The organism is Enterococcus viikkiensis (assembly GCF_005405345.1).
Lineage (GTDB): Bacteria > Bacillota > Bacilli > Lactobacillales > Enterococcaceae > Enterococcus_A > Enterococcus_A viikkiensis.
In genome coordinates, this window is sequence record NZ_BJDW01000024.1 from 1 (window position 1) to 24028 (window position 24028).

At 41.9% G+C, this 24028-nt stretch carries 20 protein-coding genes; 2 read left to right on the forward strand and 18 right to left on the reverse strand.

The window, feature by feature from the left end; genetic code table 11:
- Positions 1–531 precede the first annotated feature (531 nt).
- The 13 genes from lysS to pth form a co-directional block, all read right to left on the reverse strand.
- Positions 532–1995 (reverse strand): lysine--tRNA ligase, encoded by a 1464-nt coding sequence (lysS, locus tag FFM67_RS10345; RefSeq protein ID WP_137614516.1) that lies wholly within the window; start codon positions 1993–1995, stop codon positions 532–534.
- A 119-nt stretch (positions 1996–2114) separates the two neighbouring features.
- A complete protein-coding gene (dusB, locus tag FFM67_RS10350; protein ID WP_137614485.1) occupies positions 2115–3122 on the reverse strand; it encodes a tRNA dihydrouridine synthase DusB in 1008 nt (335 codons plus the stop codon).
- A gap of 2 nt (positions 3123–3124) precedes the next feature.
- Complete coding sequence (gene hslO / locus FFM67_RS10355; RefSeq protein WP_137614486.1) at positions 3125–4009, reverse strand: Hsp33 family molecular chaperone HslO; 885 nt, start codon at positions 4007–4009, stop codon at positions 3125–3127.
- A gap of 166 nt (positions 4010–4175) precedes the next feature.
- A complete protein-coding gene (locus FFM67_RS10360; RefSeq protein ID WP_137614487.1) occupies positions 4176–4478 on the reverse strand; it encodes a bacteriocin immunity protein in 303 nt (100 codons plus the stop codon).
- A 550-nt stretch (positions 4479–5028) separates the two neighbouring features.
- Entirely contained in the window at positions 5029–7095 is a 2067-nt protein-coding gene (gene ftsH, locus FFM67_RS10370; RefSeq protein WP_137614488.1) for an ATP-dependent zinc metalloprotease FtsH, read from the reverse strand.
- 88 nt (positions 7096–7183) lie between these two features.
- On the reverse strand, positions 7184–7729 hold the full coding sequence (hpt, locus tag FFM67_RS10375) for a hypoxanthine phosphoribosyltransferase (protein ID WP_137614489.1): 546 nt from the start codon (positions 7727–7729) through the stop codon (positions 7184–7186).
- A 13-nt stretch (positions 7730–7742) separates the two neighbouring features.
- A complete protein-coding gene (gene tilS / locus FFM67_RS10380) occupies positions 7743–9083 on the reverse strand; it encodes a tRNA lysidine(34) synthetase TilS (RefSeq protein WP_137614490.1) in 1341 nt (446 codons plus the stop codon).
- A 221-nt stretch (positions 9084–9304) separates the two neighbouring features.
- The gene (locus FFM67_RS10385) at positions 9305–9763 is read right to left on the reverse strand and encodes a S1 domain-containing RNA-binding protein (protein WP_071863016.1); all 459 of its coding nucleotides are present in this window, start codon (positions 9761–9763) and stop codon (positions 9305–9307) included.
- A gap of 42 nt (positions 9764–9805) precedes the next feature.
- Positions 9806–10243, reverse strand: a complete 438-nt coding sequence (locus FFM67_RS10390) for an FtsB family cell division protein (RefSeq protein ID WP_137614491.1) — start codon at positions 10241–10243, stop codon at positions 9806–9808.
- Between the two features lie 77 nt (positions 10244–10320).
- Positions 10321–10599 (reverse strand): RNA-binding S4 domain-containing protein, encoded by a 279-nt coding sequence (locus FFM67_RS10395; RefSeq protein WP_137614492.1) that lies wholly within the window; start codon positions 10597–10599, stop codon positions 10321–10323.
- Positions 10600–10602: 3 nt separating this feature from the next.
- Positions 10603–12165: a putative polysaccharide biosynthesis protein gene (locus FFM67_RS10400; protein WP_137614517.1), complete on the reverse strand. Its 1563-nt coding sequence runs from the start codon at positions 12163–12165 to the stop codon at positions 10603–10605.
- Between the two features lie 39 nt (positions 12166–12204).
- Complete coding sequence (gene mfd / locus FFM67_RS10405) at positions 12205–15690, reverse strand: transcription-repair coupling factor (protein ID WP_371851591.1); 3486 nt, start codon at positions 15688–15690, stop codon at positions 12205–12207.
- A gap of 65 nt (positions 15691–15755) precedes the next feature.
- Positions 15756–16313 (reverse strand): aminoacyl-tRNA hydrolase, encoded by a 558-nt coding sequence (pth, locus tag FFM67_RS10410; RefSeq protein ID WP_137614494.1) that lies wholly within the window; start codon positions 16311–16313, stop codon positions 15756–15758.
- Positions 16314–16683: 370 nt separating this feature from the next.
- Between pth and FFM67_RS10415 the strand changes: the two genes are divergently transcribed.
- Complete coding sequence (locus FFM67_RS10415) at positions 16684–17664, forward strand: L-lactate dehydrogenase (RefSeq protein WP_137614495.1); 981 nt, start codon at positions 16684–16686, stop codon at positions 17662–17664.
- A gap of 214 nt (positions 17665–17878) precedes the next feature.
- Positions 17879–19285 carry a L,D-transpeptidase family protein gene (locus tag FFM67_RS10420; RefSeq protein WP_137614496.1) on the forward strand — a complete coding sequence of 469 codons (1407 nt, stop codon included), beginning with the start codon at positions 17879–17881 and terminating at the stop codon, positions 19283–19285.
- Between the two features lie 80 nt (positions 19286–19365).
- On the opposite strand, the gene FFM67_RS10425 is transcribed toward FFM67_RS10420, so the two are convergent.
- The 5 genes from FFM67_RS10425 to mreC all read right to left on the reverse strand — a co-directional run bounded on the left by FFM67_RS10425 (position 19366) and on the right by mreC (position 23935).
- Positions 19366–20088 carry a YebC/PmpR family DNA-binding transcriptional regulator gene (locus FFM67_RS10425; RefSeq protein ID WP_137614497.1) on the reverse strand — a complete coding sequence of 241 codons (723 nt, stop codon included), beginning with the start codon at positions 20086–20088 and terminating at the stop codon, positions 19366–19368.
- Between the two features lie 72 nt (positions 20089–20160).
- A complete protein-coding gene (locus FFM67_RS10430) occupies positions 20161–20664 on the reverse strand; it encodes a VanZ family protein (protein WP_137614498.1) in 504 nt (167 codons plus the stop codon).
- A 174-nt stretch (positions 20665–20838) separates the two neighbouring features.
- Positions 20839–22332: a C40 family peptidase gene (locus FFM67_RS10435; protein WP_137614499.1), complete on the reverse strand. Its 1494-nt coding sequence runs from the start codon at positions 22330–22332 to the stop codon at positions 20839–20841.
- A 215-nt stretch (positions 22333–22547) separates the two neighbouring features.
- The gene (gene mreD / locus FFM67_RS10440) at positions 22548–23078 is read right to left on the reverse strand and encodes a rod shape-determining protein MreD (protein WP_137614500.1); all 531 of its coding nucleotides are present in this window, start codon (positions 23076–23078) and stop codon (positions 22548–22550) included.
- Positions 23075–23935: a rod shape-determining protein MreC gene (gene mreC / locus FFM67_RS10445; protein WP_137614501.1), complete on the reverse strand. Its 861-nt coding sequence runs from the start codon at positions 23933–23935 to the stop codon at positions 23075–23077. Before mreC ends, mreD begins: the two co-directional genes overlap by 4 nt.
- Positions 23936–24028: the final 93 nt, after the last annotated feature.

Consider the following 24028-nt stretch of genomic DNA (forward strand, 5'->3'; position numbering starts at 1 on the left):
GCTATGTTGTTTGCTTCTATAAAAGAAGCGCCCTACACATTTGGTTTGTTTTATTCGTTCAGTTTTCAAAGGTCTACGTTGTTTGTCGCTTTGTTTCAGCAACTTTTATATCATAACAGGTTACTGAGCAAATGTCAACAACTTTTTTCAATTAATTTTTGAAGAAGTTGTCGCCATCGCTTTATGCGACTTTGTTAGAATAACTGAAAGTCAGTCATCTGTCAATAACAATTTTGAAGTTTTTTTAAGCGGCCTTCACTCGCTTTGGAACATTACATAATATACCAACATAATCTTGCTCGGTCAATCAAAAATAGCAAGTTTTTGAAAGTTTTTTTGATTACCTACCAATGTCTATGAATATTTACATAAATGTTCGCAAATAACACGAATGTCGATTGAAAAGTCCCTTTTCACGAAAAATTTAATCGCATTTATCTTTGATATCCTTACATCATTTTCTAATAATTTATTTGATCAATCAAAAAAGACGCTCAATATACCTGAGCGTCTTGGAATATCTATTTATTTTTAACGCATTGTTGGGAATAATAAGACATCGCGAATTGATTGAACGTCGGTTAGCAACATAACAAGACGGTCGATCCCAATACCTAATCCACCCGTTGGCGGCATACCATATTCCAACGCTTCCAAGAAATCTTCATCCACGCCATGTGCTTCATCGTTTCCTTGCTCACGTTCTTTTTCTTGCGCTTCAAAACGTTGACGTTGATCGATTGGATCATTCAATTCTGTAAAGGCGTTGGCAAATTCACGGCCAACAATAAACAATTCAAAGCGGTCCGTAAAACGACCGTCTTCCGCATTTTTCTTCGCCAATGGAGAAACTTCGACTGGATGTCCAAATACAAAGGTTGGCTGTTGCAACGTTTCTTCTACAAACGTTTCAAAGAATTCATTGATAATATGACCAACTTCCATATTGTCATTGATTTCTACGTGGTGTTCTTTCGCTAATCCACGAGCTTCTTCAATCGTCATTTCTCGCCAGAAATCAACACCGGTTTGTTCTTTGATGGCATCTACCATATGGATTCGTTTAAACTCGGCACCTAGATCGATAGCTTGTCCATCATAAGATAGTGTCGTTTCACCTAATACGTTTTGAGCAGCATCCCTGATGATTCCTTCCGTTAAGTTCATCACATCTAGGAAATCTTGATAGGCAGTATAAACTTCCATCATGGTAAATTCCGGATTATGTGTCGTGTCGATCCCTTCATTACGGAAGACCCGGCCGATTTCATAAACTTTTTCCATGCCGCCGACAATTAACCGTTTCAAATGCAATTCAAGGGCGATGCGCAAATAAAGATCCATATCTAACGCATTATGATGCGTAATAAACGGACGGGCAGTCGCACCACCGGCTTCATTATGCAAAACAGGTGTTTCGACTTCAATGTAGCCTAAGCCATCTAAATAGCGACGAATTTGGCTAATGATCTGGCTGCGTTTCGTGAAGCGATCAAAACTTTCTCGGTTACTGATCAAGTCTAAGTACCGTTGACGATAACGCTGTTCCACGTTCGTTAATCCATGATATTTTTCAGGCAATGGGCGTAGTGCTTTTGAAAGCAACGTGATTTCTTTGGCTTTAATAGAAACTTCGCCGGTATCAGTCTTCATGATTTCCCCAGTTACACCGAAGAAGTCGCCTAGATCACCTTTTTTGAAAATTGCGTAAGGTTCTTCCCCCACTTCGTCTTTACGGACGTAGATTTGGATTTGGCCTTCGCGGTCTTGCAGATGGGCGAAGCCGACTTTCCCTTTTCCACGTTTCGTCATCATTCGGCCAGCGACACTGGCTGTTAATTGTTTTTCAACTAGTTCTTCTTTTGTATTCACATCATATGTTTCATGCAATTCTTTTGAATTTGCTGTACGTTCAAAACGTGCGCCAAATGGATCAATACCTTCTTCACGAAGATTTTCCATTTTTTCGCGGCGGACACGCATCTGGTCGTTCATTTCTGTTAAATTGGTTTGTTCCTCAGTCACGAATGTTCCTCCTCAAATGTAATTACTCTTCCTTATAATGCCAATGAATTCGCAAAAAATCAAGCCGAATCCACATTCGGCTTGGAGTTTTAACTAATTTTCTGTTTCGCTTCAGTCTTTTCTACTAACTGATCCAATAAATCTAAGATCACTTGTTTTTCTTCCGTCTGATTGATTGCGACCTTGGTTTTAGCCGCCCGAGGAATGCCCTTTAAATAATAGCTAGCATGCTGGCGGAATTCACGACAAGCAATTTTTTCGCCTTTTAAGTGAATCAAACGTTCTAAATGCAACTTGGCTGTTTCGATTTTTTCTCTAGCCGTCGGTTCAGGAATTAATTCTCCTGTTTCCAAGTAATGCTGAGTCTGATGAATCATCCATGGATTGCCTAAAGCCGCTCGACCGATCATCACCGCATCAACGCCGACTTCCTCAATCATACGTTTGGCATCTTCCGGAGTACGAACATCGCCATTACCCATGAATGGAATCGTCAATTTATCAGCAACCTGTTTCAACACATCCCAATTCGCTTGACCTTCATACATTTGGACCCGCGTCCGACCATGCATTGCGATAGCAGAAGCCCCAGCCTTTTCAGCAGCTAATGCATTTTCCACCGCCAAAACATGTTGATCATCCCAACCGATCCGCATTTTCACTGTCACGGGAATATCCACCGCCGATGAGACTGCCTCAACCATTTCGTAGACTTTATTAGGATCCAGCAGCCATTTAGCACCAGCTTCAGCCTTGATCACTTTATTTACTGGGCAGCCCATATTGATGTCGATGATATCCGCCTCAGTGTTTTCTTGCACGAATTGCGCTGCTTCAACTAAAGAATCTTTATTGCCGCCGAAGATTTGCACACTTAAGGGATGCTCTCTTTCATCAATGTACAGCATCTCCAAGGTTTTCTTATTTCTAAAATGGATGCCTTGGTCACTGATCATTTCACAGACCACCAAACCAGCACCAAATTCTTTCACCGTTACGCGGAAGGCAGCATTGGTAATCCCCGCCATCGGAGCAACAACGACCCGATTGGGAATCTCAACCTTCCCGATATTCCATGTGCCATTTAATGGTTTCACGTTTATTCCCCCAAAATCTCTTGCTTTAATTCGTAAAGATCTTCTTCACTGTACTGGTATTTATTATTGCAAAAGGCGCAGACAGCTTCGGCTCCATGATCTTGATCAATTAGTTCTTGAATCTGTTCTGCCCCTAATGTAATGATAGCAGACGCGAATTTTTCTTTTGAGCAATCACATTTAAATTGGACCGGCATGGTTTCTAAAAAGAAAACATCATCCGTCGCTAGAAGATTTTCCAAAATCTCTTCTGGTGTTTGCCCTTCGTCTAATAGGGTAGAAATACGGGCCGTTTCTTTCAAACGTGCTTCGATTTGATCGATAATCTCGTCGCTAGCGCCCGGCATGATCTGAATCATAAAGCCCCCGGCGGTTTTGATCGAATCGTCTGTGTCAACTAATACCGATACACCTACTGCTGATGGAATTTGTTCTGAGACAGCCAAATAGTACGTAAAATCTTCGCCAATTTCACCAGAAACGATTGGTGTTTGACCAGAGAACGGCTCTTTCAGTCCTAGATCTTTAATGACCGTGAACATCCCTTCGGTTCCTACTGCACCTCGAACATCAATTTTTCCAATCTCATTTAAAGGCAGGCTAATATGAGGGTTCTTGATATACCCTTTGACCTCGCCCTTACCGTTGCTATCTACCACGATTGCCCCAGCCGGTCCATCGCCGTCGATTTTCACCGTTAGTCGGTCCTCCCCTTTTAAGGTGGCGCCTAACATCAATCCACCAACCAGCGTACGACCTAATGCCGCTGAAGCTGTATTCCAAGTATCATGACGCCGTTGCGCCTCGGCGACTGTCTCCGTCGCATTGACCGCGTAGGCCCTGACAAAGCCTTCATAGGCTAATGCCTTCACTAAATAATCACTCATTTATCTATTCCTCAATTCCTTATGAATTCGTCATTCAATTTTACTCGTGATTGCATCATACTAGGTGTTTCGACTTTTTTCAACTTCTCCGTACACCCTTGCCAAAAAGTTTACTATTCAACCGCTTATACTAAAATAAAAAAGCAGACGATCCCTCGTCTGCCGCTTAAAGCCACATAGGTAACAAAATGCTTGCCAGCGCCGTCGCATCATAGTTGGTTGCTTCTTTTTTTAATTGATTGTGCAACTCTCCTAGCGCCTTTGGAAAATCACGTTGGTGAGCTAAGGCAAATAATGCCAAACCCTTACAGATTTTTGTCGCCACTAGTCCATAATCCTCCGTTTTTTCCAATAGCTGGGCATTCTCTAATAATAATTCTTGAGCCTCAGGGTAGCGTTTGACTTCCTCATCCCCATAAGCTTGGCTTATTTGGTCCATCATTATTTTTACTTTCTGACTGCGCTTCATGAGATCAACCCCTTTGTGCTTAATTCTACGCCGATTCATCAAATATATCCACGTTAGAGCAAAGATTTTTGCATGAGCAAATCGGTCTGCCGATCGGTTCCAATATAAAAATCACGCCCACCAACTTGTTTAAACCCAAAAGACCGGTAAAACTTCAAGGCATTTTGATTGTCTTCCCAGGCACCCAGCCAGATGCTCGCGCGTCTTTCGTACGTTGCCTACTCAAAGGCATAATCCGACAGCTGCCGCCCTAAGCCTTGATGTTTGAAAGCATTCCGAATATAGATACGTTCTACCTCTAAACCTTTTGGATCAACTGCTTCAGTTTGAGCGTCACCAATAGTTAATTTTAAGGAACCGGCCACTTTCTCGGCTAAGTAAATAAAGCTGGATCATTATCTGCCGCAAAGCTCTCATTGAAGGTTTCTCTGCTGATTGCCTGTCATTCGACTTAATCTTCGAAACTACATAGACGAATCCTTCCTGCCCTATTTCTTCCTCCTTCTAAACTATCAAAAAACGACATGTCCGAGGGACATGTCGTTAAGCTTTATTCTTGGTTATCATTTGTATCGTCAGGAGCGATTTGATCGTCCGACTCTTTGTGTCCAGACTCTTTATCTTCTGCTTGCTTCTCCGCATCCTTTTCTTCCAGAGCACGTTTGGCTTCTTCGAAAGTTTGCGCTTGCGCTTTCTCACTTGGATAAGGACTGTCTTTACCTTCTGGCATTTCACCAGTTTCATACAATGATTTGATTGCTTTGGCATCCAATGTTTCAAATTCCAATAATTTTTCAGCAATCAATTTATGTTGATCACGGTGGGTTTCAATAATCTCACGCGCTTTTTCATGTGCTTGCTTCAAGATACTACGAACTTCTTCGTCGATCTCAAAGGCCACTTGTTCTGAATAAGCTTTCGTTTGACCATAATCACGGCCAACAAAGACTTGATGATTGCCTTCGTATTGAACTGGACCAAGCTTGTCGCTCATTCCGTATTCAGTTACCATACTACGAGCTAATGAAGTTGCTTGTTCAAAGTCATTTGAGGCACCCGTAGTTTGTGAGTTGAAGACGATCTCTTCAGCTGTCCGTCCACCTAATAGACCAACGATTTGTTCAAACATATCTTCTTTTGACATCAACATTTGATCTTCTTTTGGTAAAGCAATCATGTAACCGCCAGCGCGTCCACGAGGAATAATTGTCACTTTGTGAACGACCCGAGCACGGTTCAAGACCATTCCGATAATTGTATGACCCGCTTCATGGTAGGCCACCATTTCACGTTCACGTTTACTGATGACGCGATCTTTCTTAGCAGGTCCCGCGATCACACGATCCTCTGCTTCATCCACGTCAGAAGCGTCGATTTTTTTCTTGTTCCGACGAGCAGCTACTAAAGCCGCTTCATTCAAGACATTTTCCAAATCGGCACCGGCAAAGCCCGGTGTTTGTTGCGCAACGACTTTCAAGTCCACATCGTCTGCTAACGGTTTGTTACGGGCGTGTACTTTAAGAATCGCTTCACGACCTTTAACGTCAGGACGACCAACTAAAATCTGACGGTCAAAACGACCTGGACGTAGTAACGCTGGGTCTAATACGTCAGAACGGTTAGTTGCAGCAATGACGATGACGCCTTCATTCCCATCAAATCCATCCATCTCAACCAGTAATTGGTTCAAGGTTTGTTCACGTTCATCATGACCGCCCCCCATACCTGCGCCACGTTGACGACCGACCGCATCGATTTCATCGATGAAGATAATGGCTGGTGCATTTTTCTTAGCTGTTTCGAAAAGATCCCGGACACGAGAAGCGCCGACCCCAACGAACATTTCCACGAAATCTGAACCTGAGATTGAATAAAATGGTACGCCTGCTTCACCAGCTACAGCTTTGGCTAGCAATGTTTTACCAGTTCCGGGAGGTCCTTCAAGCAAGACCCCAGCAGGAATTCGGGCACCTAATTCCACGAAGCGACGTGGGTCTTTTAAGAATTCCACGACTTCGACTAATTCTTGTTTTTCTTCTTCCGCACCAGCTACATCAGAGAAACGGACACGGTTGGCTTTTTTGTCGGCTTCTTTGGCTTTGGATTTTCCGAAGTTCATCACTCGGCCATTGCCGCCACCGCCGCCACCTTGTTGACCCATGATCATATAGAAGAAAAAGACCATTAACAGAATTGGTAAGAAGCTTACTAATAAAGTAACCCACATACCGCTGCTGGATTCTTCTTCGATCGATGTTTTGATTTTGTTTTCTTTGGCTAAGTTAGTAACTTGACTCAAGCTAGAATCATTGGGCAAAACAATGGTTGAAAAGTGTGTCGTTTTCGAATCCGTTTGACCAATAATGCTCAAACCACCGGAATTCGCAACTTCTTGTTTTTCTTTATACTCACCAGTGATTTTGTAAACACCACCGGCAGGTTGAATCGTCAAGTTCTTGATTTTGCCTTCTTGCATTTGTTCTGTAAAGGTTGAATACTCGATATCTGGCGAAGCTGATTTGTTATCTCCGAAAAGGAAATAAACCACCATGACCATTGCCAAGATGACGAGGATATAATAGAGAGCATTCTTTGCTCCCTTATTGTTTTTGTTCATCTGCGTCCTCCTCGCGCTTGTTAGCTTGTTAATAAAGTTTTATCAATTTTGACCTTTTAAGTATATCATACTAAGATTTTTTCAGTCACTAATTTGATTGATAAATTTCTGGCTTCAATACACCTACATATGGCAAGTTACGATAGTCTTCCGCATAATCCAGCCCGTAGCCTACTACAAATTCATTTGGAACATCGAAACCAATGTAGTCCGCGTGAATATCTACCACACGTCCTTCTGGTTTGTCTAATAATGTGACAATCTTCACTGATTTCGCTTTACGATACTTAAATAGATCTACCAGATAGCCTAAGGTCTGGCCACTGTCAATGATATCTTCCACAATTAATAAATCTCGGCCTTCCACATTTGTGTCTAAATCCTTGATGATCTTCACTTCTCCGGAAGAAACCGTTTGATTGCCGTAGCTGGAAACATCCATAAAATCCAATTCCAAATGTGCGTCAATTTCACGAACGATATCAGCCATAAAAGGAACCGCCCCTTTTAAAATACCAACGACCAATGGATTTTTAGTGGCATAATCTTCCGTTAATTGTGCACCTAATTCGACACAGCGTTTTTGAATATCTTCTCTTGTAATTAAGATTTTTTCAATATCTTTTGCAAGCATATTTAAACTCCTTTCATTTCGACACTTGATGCATATAGTCAAGTATGTAGTGTATTCTATCAGTTTCAACTGCAATACTCAAATAGGAATTAGCAAAAGGTAAAAGCGCTACGATTTCTCCTAACGAATCTTCTACTACCCATGCGTTGTTCCGTTTATCAGCAGGGATTTTTTGATCAATAAAATAACGATTAATACGTTTTTTTAAAGTCGCCGAAAAGCGCATCCGATCTCCCGGCTGACGGCGACGGATCGTTAGCGGCAACTCAATGTCTAACGGTAGCGGTACGTGGTACCCATTTATTTCTGGTTTTTTCATACTTTTCCGCAGAGTCACCTTTTCAGCGCCACCAATGGTCAGTGTTTGATTTTCAACTAAAGAAAAAATTCCTTCATTTAATATGGAGGTGGGCTTTTTTTCTAAAGAGAATTGCTGATACCGTCGAGCAAACAGCCAGTTCTTACCAAGGTCTAGTGTCCATTGACTAACCGGCCGTTGAATTTGGTCTAGCAACCCGAAGATTTGCCGTTGAGAGACCGCCAAGCCTGTCTGCCCTTCGGTATCTTGGAAGAAGCTCGTCAGAAAATAATAACGAGCACCCCTTTCATCAGGGAGTGTCTCAGTTGAAAAAGACCAGCCTTGATCGGTTTGCCGGATATTTCTTAAATTTTCTTTTAGCGCTTGTTTAATCAGTGGTTCTGCCCACGTCAGCTGCTGTTGAAATTGCTGGACATGCTGCAAAATTTGCGGATTTTCTTTTTTTAGTTCTGGTATCACGTTATGCCGCATCCGATTGCGAAAAAAATCAGTCGATTGATTGGTGATGTCTTCAAAGTACGTGATTTGCTTTTCTTCGGCATAGTGATAGATCTCAGCCTTCGAAAACGACAGCAGCGGTCGTAATAAACTGCCAGTGCCAAAAATCTGTTTTCGTGCAATGCCGCTGTGACTTGCAAGCGAGCCTCCCTGCGCCAAACGCATCACCATCGTCTCTAACTGATCATCCCCATGATGGGCCGTCACCAACAACGAATAATTTTCTGCTTCCATGATTTCTTCAAAAAAATCATAACGGACTTTTCGTGCCGAAGCCTCAATGTTTTTTTTCGCCGGCTGTTGCCAGACGTTTAAATAGAAAGGCAGCTTATGGCGTTTACAATAATCCCGTAAAAATTCGGCTTCGTCTTTCGACTCTGCCCGCAACTGATGATCCACATGGGCTACACCCACAGACAGCCCCGCTTGCTCCAGCAAATGCAGCAAGACCATCGAATCGACACCCGTGGAAACGGCAACCAAAATCTTTTGATCTGTTTGTAGCTCTGGATTTTTTCGAAAAAGAACTTGCTCCATATTACGCTCCTTACTCATAAGAAAGGCTTTCACGAACTCGCTCAGCTTTTACGCAATAAGACCAAACGATTTTGAAATCGTTTGGCTTATTGCCGCTAAAGTTAGTTCCTGAAGTCGGACATGAATATGCCTGTTGCAAAGCGATTTATTCATGTGAAAATTTCATACTATCTTTATAGCTAAAAAAAGCTGAAATCCTCTAAAGAATTTCAGCCCTTCTATTAGCTGCGGCGACCGCCTCGGCCTCCGCGTTTGCCTTCAGTATTTCGTTTAATCGATGACAAGCGATCATCGCTGTCCTTCAAAAAGGAACTCATCAATGAATCGAAGTCTTGTTTGCCGCCGCTATTTTTAGGATTTCCTTTTGCTTGTGGCTTTTGACGATTGTTGTCGCGATTATCGCGGAACTCACGTTTAAAAGGTTTCTTTTCTGGCTGTTGTGGCTGATCTTGTGCTTTACGGATAGACAGGCCGACTTTGCCGTCATCTCCTACAGAAGTCACTTTCACCGTTACTTCATCGCCAACAGTCAATACATCATGAATGTCTTTGACAAAACCATTAGATATTTCACTGATATGGACTAAGCCAGTTTTCCCCTCACCCAAGTCGATAAAGGCACCGAAATTAGTAATTCCTGATACTTTTCCTTGCAGCTTAGCTCCTACTTCGATTGACATAAAAAAATTGTTCCTCCTAATTTTTTTCCATTTATTTTAAAACTACTCTTTCGTAGTTTCGGACTTTACTACTTCGTCAGCAGGCGTATTGTCCTTGCTAGGCGTTTTCGCTGGATCTGGTAAAACAAAAATTAATTCACCATCTTTTGAATAATAGTAACGACTACGAGCGAGCTTCGCTACATAGTTATCATCTTTTAACAGCTTTACATCGTTCTTCAAGCCGGCTACCCGATGATCCACCTTAGCGGATTCAGCAACAGTCTTGACCTTGATTTCAATTAACTCACTTAAATGACGCTGTTCGTTAAAGATTTGAACGCCCATGACGATAAAGACAAAAGCAGCGACAGCAAACAAAGCAGCCAAACGACGACGCTTAAAGACGAGTTGACGATGTTGCTTTTGAAATTTGCGGTATTGCTCCTTCGCATACGGCGTATCCAATGAAGCGATTTTCTGCGTTTCATTTTCATTCATTCCTACGCGCTCCTATCTATCATGAAATTCTTCACTATTATATCAATTCAAGATATAATTGTCTATTTGAATTGTTCCTAATTCCCGTTATTATCGTTATTCCCTAAACGTGTTTCGCTAATTATCCGATACATTTTAGCTGCGTCTTCTTTTTTCGTCGACTCATGCAGTTCCTCTACCGCGACTTCCAAGACTTTATTCCCAAATTGAATACGTAATTGATCCCCAATTTTTATATCTGTTGAAGATTTTGCTAATTTTCCATTCACTTGAATTCGACCTTTGTCTGCCACTTCTTTGGCCACCGCACGTCGTTTAATGATCCGTGAAATTTTTAAAAACTTATCTAACCGCATCTTCTATCCCCTTTTCCATTTTAATCGTAAGAGTTTACTACCGAAGGGCAACATCAGCCATTCTCTGATAGTTAATAGCCGTAAACGCATGGCTAAAAACAAAAAGGCTGAACCGCCGAAGGCCACGCCTAAAACGGCCACCAGTAATGCCACGCTTCGTTTCGTGACTGCACCGAATAGTAAACTGACACCTCCATAATAACACAGCATCACCATTACCATACCGCCTAAGCAAATAAATAAGTGGCGCATAAAATGACGTTCACTACTATACCCGCGAGTCAGACGATCACTGGCTAAATGCAAGATGGATAAAGAGACCATTAAACCAAGTAATGTCGAAAGACTAGCACCGACCGTCCCAAATTGTTTCGTCAAGCCACCCGTAGTTACTAGCTTGACTAACAACCCCACTCCGGCTGCTTGCAGTGACGAACGATACTGATTCTGACTTTGAGCGATACTTTGATAGGCTTGTACCATTGCCGCCAAAAAAATTGCGAAGACGAAGAGTACTAATGTCGCGTTTCCTTGGTAGTCTTTAAACAGCGCGTAATTCACGTAAGGCAGCAGCAATGCCAAGCCAACGGAGGCCGCAGCTGCAATCCCGCAAGTCAAACGCAAAAAAGTCTGGCTCGTTTTACTAAATTGCGAGTGGTCTTGATTCACTAAATGGCGCGTCAATAGCGGTAAAAAACTGGCACTCAAAGCCAATGCCACCACTAGGCCTAATTGGACCAACGGCTGCCCGCGATCATAGACCCCTTTGGCTAACTTCGCCCCATGTTCACTCAAGCCAAAATCAACCAGCGCCTTTTTCACGGTAAAGGAATCAATCAGCTGAAATAAAATCAGCAAACCGCTGTATATAGTCATTAGGCCGCCTTCCAATAAAAGACGTTTTCCTAGCTGCCAACTCTCCTTTTTTAATCGTGGAAGCTTCTTTGCAAATGTCGTTCCTAAAACCTTGCGACGATACGACCAGAGAACAAAAACGGCGGCCACGCCTCCAACTAAAGCCCCAGACATCGCGATCGTCCCGGTATAATAAACATCCATGTCAAAATGCTTATAGGACCAGGCCGCTAAAAGAATCACTCCTACACGAATCAACTGTTCGACGACTTGAGAAACGGCGGTTGGAACCATTAACAGCTTGCCTTGAAATTCGCCTCTCGTAATCGAAAGAAAGGGCATGATGAGAAAGGTGAACGAAACAACTTGAATCAGCGGCGCTAGTTTCCCATCACCCATCCAATGAGCAAAGGGCTGTGCCGAGAAAAAGCATAATGCCCACAAAACCAAGCCAAATCCGCTGATCAATGGGAATAAATCATTCAACGCCTCTCGCTGTTGACGCGGTTCTTTTTGCTCTGCCACATATTTCGAAATGAACTGAGGCAGGCCGGACAAAGCCAACGTCATCGCAATCCCATAAATCGGGTAGACTTGCTGATAAACATAAAAGCCTTCATCTCCCGCCAAGTTTTGATAAGGTACGCGATAGATGGCACTTAACAGCTTCGCGACAAAGGAAGCCACCGTCAAAACAAAGGCCCCCTGCATCATGACTTTCATTTCTTTGTTTGCCAAGGCCTTCACCACCTACTCTTTATACTTTTGTTCCCGCAAAGCTTTGACAAACAAACTAATTTCTCGCAGCCAAACAGCCTCATCCATTTTTTTGTCGATCATCAACTTGATGACCATTTTATCTTTTTCCACGCCTAACGTTGCTTTCATCTTAGTTGCACTCAAGGCTTCAAACAACTGCTTGACTTGATAGGCCTTGGTACCCACTTTACTTAACGTCACAATGATATGTTGTTGCCGTTTTTGGATGCTTTCGACTAAGGCACGATCGCCATCCATTTTAATCTGACCCACGTTTAATAAATTCGCCACTTCGTCTGGATAATCACCAAAACGATCCACCAGATCAGACTCGACTTCATCCAACATCTCCGTGCTTTCCAATTCGCGAATGCGTTTATAAATCTCGATCTTTTGCCGTTCGTCTTCGATGTACGTTCCCGGAATATAGGCGTCGATTCCCAAATTGATTTCCACCGAAGTCCGTTCGATCTGAGTGTTCTTCCCTTGTTTGCGATCTACCGCTTCAGAGAGCATTTGTGAATACATATCAAATCCTACTGCATCAATAAAGCCGTGTTGTTGGGCTCCTAATAAATTCCCCGCACCACGAATCGACAAATCTCGCATCGCAATCTTAAAACCAGAGCCAAGCTCAGTAAAGTCCTTAATTGCCTGCAATCGTTTTTCACTGACTTCGTTTAAAATCTTTTGCGGCTCATACATGAAATAAGCATAAGCGATTCGATTGCTACGACCTACCCGTCCTCTTAATTGATACAAGGTTGATAATCCCATATAATCGGCATTTTCTACAAACAAAGTATTCACATTCGGAATATCAACGCCTGTTTCGATGATCGTAGTCGTGACTAAAATGTCATACTGACCGTCGATGAAATCCATCAAGGTATTTTCCAATTGTACTTCCGTCATCTGGCCATGAGCAAAACCAATTTTGGCATCAGGGACCAGCATTTGCAATTCTTCAACTTTTCGTTCAATCGTCTCTACGCGGTTATAGAGATAAAATGCTTGTCCGCCACGAGCCAATTCTCGCTCGATCGCTTCTCTGATCGCCCCAGGATTGGTTTCCATCACATAGGTTTGGATCGGGTAACGGTTTTCCGGTGGTGTCTCGATGACTGACAAATCCCGTACACCTAACATCGACATATGCAATGTCCGGGGAATGGGTGTTGCCGTCAAAGTCAGGACATCGACTTGTGAGCGTAATTGTTTCAATCGTTCCTTGTGTTTTACCCCAAAACGCTGCTCTTCGTCAATCACTAATAGGCCAAGATCAGAAAATTTTAAATCTTGTGACAGCAGGCGATGGGTCCCCACTACGATATCGACTTGACCGGTCCGCAGTTGTTCAATGGTTTCATTTTGCTGCTTCTTCGTCCGGAAACGGCTCAACATCGCCACATTGACGGGAAAATTTTCAAAACGTTCCGTCATCGTGTCGAAATGCTGCTGAGCCAAGATTGTCGTTGGCACTAAAAAGGCCACTTGTTTGTTTTCTTTAATCGCTTTAAAGGCCGCACGTAAAGCGACCTCGGTCTTCCCGAAGCCCACATCCCCGACTAACAAACGATCCATCGGCTGATTTTTTTCCATATCGTGCTTGATCTCCGCGGTACTCCGCAGCTGATCGTCCGTCTCGCTATAAGGAAAGGCATCTTCAAATTCTTTTTGGTATTCATCATCAGGGCCAAACGCATAGCCTCGTTCGGCTTCTCGCTTGGCATAAAGTTCAATCAAGTCATCCGCGATGTCTTCGATTCTTTTTGAGACCTTGCTCTTCGTCTTAGTCCATTCGCTACCACCTAATTTATTGATCTTCGGCGGCTTCGCTTCGGAAGAAACGTATTTTTGAATCAGGTTCAGTTGGGTAACCGGAATAAACAGCTTGTCATCTTTTTGGTATAAAATCGACATGTAATCTTGATGGACGCCATCGATCTCGATTGTTTCCATCCCGACATATTTCCCGATCCCATGATTGGCATGGACGACATAATCCCCAGTCTTCAACTCATTGTAGCTTTTTAGCCGCTCTGCATTCGAGATTGTTTGACGCCGGGCTCGCTTTTTCGTGACCTTTTGGAAAATCTCCCGTTCCGTCACCACCACTAGCTTATCTTGTGGCAATTCAAAGCCTGAGGTTAAATTTCCAGTCATGATTTGAGCTTGACCAATCAACAACTTTTCTGGCGTCGTTTGAATCGCTTGAATGCCCACATCATGAAATTCTTGGGTTAATTTTGCTTGCCGCTCTTGGTCTGAAACAAGAAATAGAATGGTTTGACCTTGTTTTTGCCAGCGATCAACTTCCGTTTTTAGCAACGGCATTTGACCGAAAAACTGCTGCATCGAACGATATTGAAAATTGTGAATCGCTTCAAAGCGTAGATTGCCCATTCCTTTTTGGAATAATGAAAAGAAGCTAGTTGTTAACTTGGTATTTTTAATCAACTCATGAAGATTCAACCCAAAAGTTTGTTCCGAAAAGACCCGCATTTCTTCAATTTTTTGTGTATGCCATTCCGCTTCTTCTCGTTCCATTTCTCGATACGTTTCCATCATTCGTGGATAGTCATCCACAAACAGTAATGCCTCTTGATCCAAATAATCCAATAATGAAACTTTTTCTTCATATAAAAGATCGGTATAATATTTCGCATCCTCAGTAGGAATACCATCTTCCCATGAAGCGATCAACTGACCAAAATAATCATTCAAAAAGTTGTAGTCTTCTTTTTCTTTCGTCACCGCTAACCGATTTTGCAGCAGCTGATTCACTTTAGCCGCACCTTGGGTCAAATCTTCGGCAGAAAAAACCAGATCCGTCGTCGGTGTGATCCAGACTTCCTCTAAGTTTTCCACCGACCGCTGCGTATCCGCTTCGAAGTACCGCAGCGAATCGACCTCCACGTCAAACAGCTCGATTCGAATTGGATATTCAGTCGTTAACGGATAGACATCCACGATACTGCCTCGCATACTGAATTCACCCGGTTTACCCACCATGGTTTGTCGCTCGTAGCCCATTAAGACCAAGCGCTGCGCAAGATGCTCCAGATCAATTTCACTGCCAACTTGCCAGTGGAGCTGATTGGCCTGCCATGTTTTAGGTGCCGGTAAATATTTTCGTAGTGCTGCGGCTGGCACGACAAAAATCCCTTGCTCTCCTTGTGATAGCGCCCGCAAGGTAGAAACCCGTTCAGAACGCGCCTCTGGAGAAGCAAAGGCCATTTCAGCTGACAGTACTTCGTCCACCGGAAATAAGTGGACATCTTCGGTAATCTGTCTCAATTCTTCTGCTAGCTGATTACTATAGTAGAGATTCGGTACCACCACGACTGTTTGCTCATTGCTTTGCTTTTGAGCTGCCGCCATGATTAAGGCCTTAGCCGAACCCGAAAGCCCAATCAATAATTGACGCTTGGCTTTTTTCTTTAGATATGCTTGCCATTCTTTTACTAATGGCATCTGATTGATAAATTCGATCACGTTCACTGTTTCTGCTCCTTATTTCTGCTGACGGTTTTAAACGCCTAATTAAATTGATTCATCGTTTGTGAAAAATCCTTACGAGCAATAAAATACTCGACCGCTTCACTAGCCTTCGCGACACTGTTGGCGATCGTTGCCGCTTCTTCTTTACTAAACGTACTTAACACATGGTTTACCACAGTCTTTCCTTGTGGCCGCCCAATCCCGATCTTGATCCGATTAAATTCTTGGGTGCCTAAATGGGAAATAATACTTTTCAATCCATTGTGACCCCCGGCGCTACCTCTTTGCCGTAAGCGTAATTTTCCTAATTCCATGTCCAAGTCATCCGCGATGACCACTAACTCGTCCAGTTCAATCCCGAAATAAGTCATTAACGGTCCAACGGCTCGACCCGATTCATTCATGAACGTCATTGGCTTTACTAATAATATTTTTTCACCCTCCACAAAAAAATCAGCCACTTCCGCCTCAAAAGGATTTTTTTTGAAGACTGCTTGATTTTCTGCTGCTAAACGATCCACTGCCATAAAACCGACATTGTGCTTCGTATTTTCATATTTTTTTCCGGGATTGCCCAGACCTACGATCATTTTCACTTTATTCCGCCTCGTTCTTAACTAATTTAGCTTTTTACAGCTCTCCCACTAATCCTATTAAACCAGAAATTGAAAAAGCATGACAAAAGGCTGGATAGTCACCTGACTACCCAGTCGAATTTTTTTCTTTATCCAGTATAACACAAACTAGACTGTAGTGACCGTTTTCAACACTTTCACTTGTTTTCAAAATACTGTTATTTTTGTAAAAACTTAATCATACCAGCTCCTTGACCCATCAATACATGAAACGCTTACTCTGCAAACAGCTGGAAAAACTGTATTATTAATGAGTAAGTTACGTGACAAGTTTCATTAATTAATGTTATGATTTCACTGAAAAAACAAATATAAGAAGGGATTGGTACACATGACTGCAAAAGCAGCTAATAAAACCCATCAAAAAGTAATGTTAATCGGCGACGGAGCAGTAGGTTCAAGTTATGCCTTCGCTTTAGTCAATCAAAATATCGCACAAGAAATCGGTATTATCGATATCGACAGTAATCGCACACAAGGAGACGCTATTGACTTATCTCACGCATTAGCATTCACTTCTCCTAAGAAAATTTATTCTGCCACTTATGAAGACTGTCACGACGCTGACCTTGTTGTCATCACTGCCGGTGCACCACAAAAACCAGGCGAAACTCGTTTAGATCTAGTTGGCAAAAACTTACGCATCAACAAAAGCATCGTAGAACAAGTTGTCGCTTCAGGCTTCGATGGTATCTTCTTAGTAGCCGCTAACCCAGTTGACATTTTAACTTACTCTACGTGGAAATTCTCAGGTTTCCCTAAAGAACGCGTTATCGGTTCTGGTACTTCATTAGATACCGCTCGTTTCCGTCAAGCAATCGCTGAATTAGTAGACGTTGACGCACGGAACGTCCATGCTTATATTTTAGGCGAACACGGGGACTCAGAATTCCCAGTTTGGTCACATGCTAACGTTGCCGGCTTACAAATTTACGAATGGGTTAAAGACAATCCTGAAGTCGATGAAGAAGCTTTGGTTAACTTATTCTTCGGTGTACGTGACGCAGCTTACGAAATTATCGAGAAAAAAGGCGCAACTTTCTATGGTATCGCAGTTGCTTTAGCTCGTATCACTCGTGCGATCTTGAATGACGAAAGTGCTGTCTTCCCGTTGTCTGTTTACTTAGAAGGACAATACGGACAAAATGACATCTATATCGGGGCGCCCGCTGTTATCAACGCCAGCGGAATTCAAAACATTATTGAAATTCCTTTAACAGACGCTGAAAAAGATCGTATGGACGCTTCTGCTAAAGAATTAAAAGAAGTAATGGATAAAGCTTTCGCTGATCTTGAATCAGAAGGAAAATAAAAAGTATCTAATATTCAACCACAAAGAATATTTTTATTCTTTGTGGTTTTTTTAATATTTGCTAACGTTTCAAAACATATCACTCGTATTTAACCTATTCTGTGGTATATTTATATTCGGTATATCATTTAAAAAAATCGACTATTTTGATAGATGAAGTGCATCGATAGTTAATGAAAACCAAATAAAGAAAAAGCAATGAGGAGTTATTTCTATGACAAGAAATGAAAAAAGAAATTCTCGCAGCCGTACGAGGGTCGGTGTTATTGTTCTCTTAGGTTTATTGGTAGTTTTAGTTGGCGGATACGCAGTTCGCAGTACATATTATGCTCAGAGGTTTCTTCCTAAGACTGTTGTTAACGGCGTAAAGATCGATAACTTAACGGTAGATGAAGCTAATAAAAAAATTACCCATGAGCTATCAGAATCTCCATTTATTATCAAAGTTGATAATAAAAACTGGAAAGAAATCCAACGAAAAGATTTAGGCTGGCAAAATAATTATCAAACCGGTCTGACAGAAATGCAGAAAAAACAAAATCCTTTCAGCTGGGGAATGCAACTTGTCTCGGCTGCCGATACAGAAGATGTGGACGGCAACACATTGGATGAAAACAAATTAAACGCTGTTGGCGAAGCGGTTCGTGGAGAAATCACTCAGATGAACACGACTCGAACTGCGACAGAAAATGCAACAGTTACCCATACAAATGAAGGCTTTGAGATCGTTCCCGAAAAACAAGGAACGACGATCGACGTTGATGCAGCGGTAGCAGCCTTCAAAGAAGCAGCTAAAACCGGCAAGCAAACTATTAATTTTACAGATTACTTGAGCAAACCAACCATCACTAAAAATGATGAGAGTCTGAAAAAGACGATGGATAAAATGAATGCCATTGCCAAGATCAAAGCAAATTACAGCATCAATGGGCAAAACTTCCAAATCCCGACAGCCGACATCAACGATTGGTTGATCGACGACAACGGAACCTTGTCTTTAGACCAAGCAAAAGTGACTACTTATGTCGCTAGCTTAGGTGAAAAATACAATACAAAAACAAATTCAACTGAGTTCAACAGCACTCGCCGCGGAAAAGTTTCTGTTCCAGCTGGCACCTACAGTTGGACGATCAACACACCAGAAGAAGTGACTGCTTTAACGAACCAAATTTTAGAAGGCAAAGACTTCACCCGTTCACCAATCGTTACTGGTGCGACAACTGCGGACAAACCGCTAGTAGATAAGACTTATATTGAAGTTGATTTGCAAAACCAACATATGTGGTACTACAAAGACGGCAAAGTGGCTTTAGAAACAGATATCGTCAGTGGAAAACCAACATCACCTACCCCACCGGGCGTTGATTATGTATGGTCAAAAGAAAAAAATAAGACTTTAAAAGGGAAAAACGATGACGGTACCGATTATGCGAGTCCCGTAAATTTCTGGATGCCAATTGATTGGACCGGCGTTGGACTTCACGACTCTGATTGGCAGCCAGCGTATGGCGGCGAGCTATGGAAGACCCGTGGTTCTCACGGTTGTGTAAATACTCCGCCAGATGTCATGGCAAAACTCTTTGACATGGTTGAGGTCGGTACGCCAGTACTCGTCTTTTAATAAAAATAAAAACCAGCGAAATTAATTCGCTGGTTTTTTTGTCTCTTATATTGTAATAAAGCTTCGAATACTTCCCTATACTATTCAGCCGACGTATAAACTTCCGATACATCATCATCATCTTCCAACTTTTCAACTAAACGATCGAGTTTTTCTTGCTGATCCGCTTCTAATTGTACAGTCGTCTGAGGAACCATCGTTAACTCCGCTTGAGCTAAGGCAAAGCCGGCCGCCTCTAATTGATCTCGAACGCTCTCGAAATCTTCTGGAGCCGTATAGATCTCAAATACTTCCGGCAAAATCTCCATATCTTCTGCGCCTGCTTCTAGCACATCTTCAAACATCGTATCCTCATCCACCGTTAAACCTTCTCGTTCGATCGCGATATAACCTTTGCGATCAAACATATAATTAACTGTTCCCGTCTCACCGAGGCTGCCGCCATTGCGAGTGAACGCCACACGGACATTGGTCGCGGTTCGATTCCGATTATCGGTTAACGTATGGACCAAAATCGCTACACCTCCTGGACCATAGCCTTCATAAGTAATTTCATCATAATGTTCACCCTCACCTGCAGAGGTGGCCTTTTTGATCGCGCGATCGACATTGTCATTGGGCATATTAGCAGATTTCGCTTTGTCTACCATCAAGCGTAAAGCTGGATTGGTACTCGGGTCAGGACCGCCCGCCTTAGCGGCCATATAAATCTCACGAGAGATCTTTTGAAAGATCTTTCCTCTTTTTGCATCTTGAGCATTTTTTCGTCCTTGAATGTTGTTCCATTTACTGTGTCCTGACATGCTACATACCTCCATTTAGTTATTCCTTACCCATTGTCCGCCTGAAAACTATTTTCGTCAAGAAAAAACAAATCAGCGTTTTCGTCGCAACATATGAATAAACATAATCAAAAGGCACGCCGTTAAAGCACCGCTAGAATCCAACATTACATCCTGAAATAAGGGGGTGCGTCCACCGGTTAACATCTGATGAAATTCATCGGTTGCCGCATAGCCAGTTGCTGCTAGCCAAGCAAAAACTAGTCCTAAGACCAGTGATTTTTGTTTTAATTTCGGTAATAATCCCAAATATAGACTTCCACCTAAAATAAAATAAGTGGTAAAATGCGCTGCCTTACGAATAAAAAATTCGACAAACTTGACGTACCCTTTCGCTGCAATACTTACTTCACTACCTGCATAATTAAAGGAAATACTACTGAAGAATTGCTTTAATGGTTCATTGGCTAAATATTTTTGAATCACTGACACTTGACTTTGTTGCTGATACGTCATAGATGAACTGATAAATAAAACCACCATCATTAAACCGGCAATCCCTAAATAGACGTTTCCATTCTTTAATTGCTTTTGCATCTTTGTTCCTCCATGCTACTTACGCTAAACATTATTTTTCTACCAACTACTACTGATCATTTTTTTCTAACGACACAAGTTAACCATCCAGTACAACTAAAACGTGGAATAATTTAATCCATAAAAAAACCGGTACGAAAGAACGTACCGGTAAGTAATTGTTTAAATTCTTGATTACATGCGAACTGCAAAGCTTGGTGCAAAGTAGCTTACAGAACCTACGGTAACTGATTGGCCTGGTTGAGGTGCGTGGATATATTGTCCTCCACCCATTGCGATCGCTACGTGATATGAACCACCAGGGCTACCCCAGAAGTATAAGTCGCCTGCTTGTGCTTCACCGACAGAGATACGTGTTCCAGCTGATTCTTGAGGAACTGTCCAGCCACCGATTTCACGACCAGTTGCTTGGCGGAATACATAAGATGTAAATCCAGAACAGTCAAATCCAGCTGGTGTTTTTCCACCCCATACATATGGTGTACCAATGTATTTCATTGCTTCAGCAACAACGCCCGCTGTGTTTCCTGAAGGTGCAGGAGTTGGCGCTGGCGCCGGTGTTGGTTCAGGAGTCGGCGTAGGTGTTGGCGCCGGCGTTTGGTTAGACCCTTGGTTCCCAGAATTTGAATTTCCGTTGTTAGTTGGTGTTTCTGGTGTTGTTGATGGTGTTGTTGATGGTGTTGTTTCCGGTGTCGTTGATTCAGAAGTGGCACCACCACCTTGGACATTATCTTCACTAGTTGATGCAGTTGAAGAGTCAACCGTGCTTGATTGTGTTGTTTGTTCTGTTGATGAAGCTTCCGTTGTAGAAGATTCTACAGTTGAACTTTCTGTTGAAGATGTATTAGCGGCTGCTTCTTCTTGCGCTTTCCGATCCGCTTCAGCTTTTGCATCTGCATCAGCTTTTGCTTGACGTTCTACTTCAGCTTTTTGAGCTGCTTCTTGTGCTTCAGCAGCTTTCTTAGCTTCTTCTTGTACACGTTGTTGTTCTTGGATTGCTGCTGCTTGTTTATCCTTCAAGTTGGCTTTTTCACCTTCAGCTGTTGCTTGTTCTGCTGCTAATGTTGTTGTTTGAACATTCAAATCAGCTTGCTTAGTAATTAAATCGCCTTTTTGGCTTTCTAAAGCTGCTTGGTTAGCAGTAATTTGTTCTTGTTGTTTTTGAGTTTCAGCTTGTTTTTGTTCAACTTCCACTTTATCAGCTTTTTGTTGTTCAACTAAGTCATTGTTTGCTTTAACGATTGTTGACATCGCTTGAACACGACCAACAGCATCGCTGAATGATTCAGCATTCAATACTACGTCAATAACATTGGTTGATGATTGTTTTACTTGTACGTCACGAGCTTGTTCTTTGATTGCTTCAGAACGTTTTTCGATCCGTTCTTGCAAGGTTTTGATTTGTTTTTGTAGGTCTTGTGATTTTTGTCTTAGTGTTGCTTGTTCATTTAATAAACTTTGAGCTTTGTCATTAATTGAAGCAACTTCACCTTCTAATGCACTGATTTGTGATTGTGCATCCGTTTGTTGGTTCTGTAAACTTGAGATTTTCGCATCTTGATCAGCGATTTTACTATCGAATTCATCGGCAGAAGCTGCGGCTGGAGCTGCTAATGCGCTTAATGTTACTGAACATACCATTAATGCTGATAACAAACTTTTTTTCACTTTTAATGTCCTCCGACTACTTTTTTTCATTTTTGAATTTTATTAGACTTTTTTACTAACACATTCATGAGTTTACCATAGCTGTATGTCATGCATATAATAGCTTTGTTACAAAAATATTTCATTTTGCTATTTTTTACTTACAAATTTGAAATATAAAAAAACAGAAGCGAAAGCTCCTGTTTTTTTTAGTCAGCGCTATTCTATTGTAGATCTTAAATATCCAGACTCTCATCCGCTGGTGCAATCAGTAGCTTTTCCAACGGAAAGATAAAAATTACAAAGATAAAAATGTTGAAGAGCAACGTTGGACCTAGATACCGAGGAACAAAATAATCGCTGCTGGTTCCAGTCAAACCAAAAACGGTTTGCAGTAATAAACTAACTAATTCAAAAATCGTCACACTAATGACCATCGTGAAAAATAAGGTTAAAATATTTTGCTGAATAACCTCTTTAAAAAAATACAACAGCATCACTAACAACGGGAAAATCACAGCATAAATCCCAATGACACCGATGTAGTATAAATCGTACAAGATTCCTATAACCAAAGCTGTTCCCAGTAAAAATCGCTCATCGATAACCTTGGAAACGATCAGCAAAGCAAGCAAGGCAAAATGCGCGTTTGCAACGTATGCATTGTTTGTCCAAGAAGCCATTATTCGAGTGATATGGGCATCTAATAAAAATAGTAAAAATAATAAAATCGGCGTGATATATTTCAGTGTTGTTCGTTGGATCATTCGGCCGCCCCTGCCATTCTTTGGACAATCGTCACCACAGAAATATCATACATCTGTGCGTATGGTTTGATATACACCTCACGATTTAATCCGTAGCTGTCAGGTTTTACTTTGACAACCGTCCCAATTGGCAAGTCCGCAGGCGAATTCCCACCTAATCCGGAGGTTTGGACAACATCGCCTTCTTTGATGTCTTGATCTCCGGTAATCTCTGACGCAATTAGCTGTTGCTCTTTTATATTGTAGTTATTTAATACGCCAAAAGAATTCCCTTTATTTGAACTTATTTTTACGGGAAAATGATTGCTGTTTTTATTATTTGAAGTTAATAACTGGATTTTTGAGGAATGCGCATTGACTTCCATTACTCGTCCAATCAGTCCTTTTTGTGACATCACTGCCATATTTCCTTCAACACCATCACTGCTACCCTTATCAACAATCAACATATCCTGCCACGTATCCGGCGAGCGGGTAATAACATTGGCGGTCACCTTTTGATAGCTGGTCAACGTTTGATTCAGTTCTAGCTCAGCTTTTAAATGTTCGATTTCTTGGGCTTGGTTCTTGGTTTGTTGCTTCACTTCATCATATTGATCGACTTCATTCTTCAATTTTTCGTTTTCTTGATACGTATTGACTAGGTTGGAAACAGATTGAACGCCCCCCGTTACCCAACGTCCCGGTGCTGTGATTATTTTATCAACGACACTCACTGTATCATTGATCGCGGACTGAACAATATTCGTTCCACTATCTTTTGCACGATTTGCCGCGGTGATCGAGACGGTCGTGACAACAATAATAACAACAATTAACAAAATAATAATATTCTTATTTGGATTAAACTTTCTCACTTAGGCACCTCTGGACACTATAATATAAAATGAATTTTACCACTAAACGTGGGGATTAAAAAGCGCCAGCCGTTGATTTTAAAGAATTTTAGT

What these genes read in the sequence shown, in the direction of transcription:
- lysS (WP_137614516.1), bottom strand. Translation starts at nt 1,995, where the DNA reads ATGAACGACCAGATGCGTGTCCGCCGCGAAAAAATGGAAAATCTTCGT.
- hslO (WP_137614486.1), bottom strand. Translation starts at nt 4,009, where the DNA reads ATGAGTGATTATTTAGTGAAGGCATTAGCCTATGAAGGCTTTGTCAGG.
- FFM67_RS10360 (WP_137614487.1), bottom strand. Translation starts at nt 4,478, where the DNA reads ATGAAGCGCAGTCAGAAAGTAAAAATAATGATGGACCAAATAAGCCAA.
- ftsH (WP_137614488.1), bottom strand. Translation starts at nt 7,095, where the DNA reads ATGAACAAAAACAATAAGGGAGCAAAGAATGCTCTCTATTATATCCTC.
- hpt (WP_137614489.1), bottom strand. Translation starts at nt 7,729, where the DNA reads ATGCTTGCAAAAGATATTGAAAAAATCTTAATTACAAGAGAAGATATT.
- tilS (WP_137614490.1), bottom strand. Translation starts at nt 9,083, where the DNA reads ATGGAGCAAGTTCTTTTTCGAAAAAATCCAGAGCTACAAACAGATCAA.
- FFM67_RS10385 (WP_071863016.1), bottom strand. Translation starts at nt 9,763, where the DNA reads ATGTCAATCGAAGTAGGAGCTAAGCTGCAAGGAAAAGTATCAGGAATT.
- FFM67_RS10390 (WP_137614491.1), bottom strand. Translation starts at nt 10,243, where the DNA reads ATGAATGAAAATGAAACGCAGAAAATCGCTTCATTGGATACGCCGTAT.
- FFM67_RS10395 (WP_137614492.1), bottom strand. Translation starts at nt 10,599, where the DNA reads ATGCGGTTAGATAAGTTTTTAAAAATTTCACGGATCATTAAACGACGT.
- FFM67_RS10400 (WP_137614517.1), bottom strand. Translation starts at nt 12,165, where the DNA reads ATGCAGGGGGCCTTTGTTTTGACGGTGGCTTCCTTTGTCGCGAAGCTG.
- mfd (WP_371851591.1), bottom strand. Translation starts at nt 15,690, where the DNA reads ATGCCATTAGTAAAAGAATGGCAAGCATATCTAAAGAAAAAAGCCAAG.
- FFM67_RS10415 (WP_137614495.1), top strand. Translation starts at nt 16,684, where the DNA reads ATGACTGCAAAAGCAGCTAATAAAACCCATCAAAAAGTAATGTTAATC.
- FFM67_RS10420 (WP_137614496.1), top strand. Translation starts at nt 17,879, where the DNA reads ATGACAAGAAATGAAAAAAGAAATTCTCGCAGCCGTACGAGGGTCGGT.
- FFM67_RS10425 (WP_137614497.1), bottom strand. Translation starts at nt 20,088, where the DNA reads ATGTCAGGACACAGTAAATGGAACAACATTCAAGGACGAAAAAATGCT.
- FFM67_RS10430 (WP_137614498.1), bottom strand. Translation starts at nt 20,664, where the DNA reads ATGCAAAAGCAATTAAAGAATGGAAACGTCTATTTAGGGATTGCCGGT.
- mreD (WP_137614500.1), bottom strand. Translation starts at nt 23,078, where the DNA reads ATGATCCAACGAACAACACTGAAATATATCACGCCGATTTTATTATTT.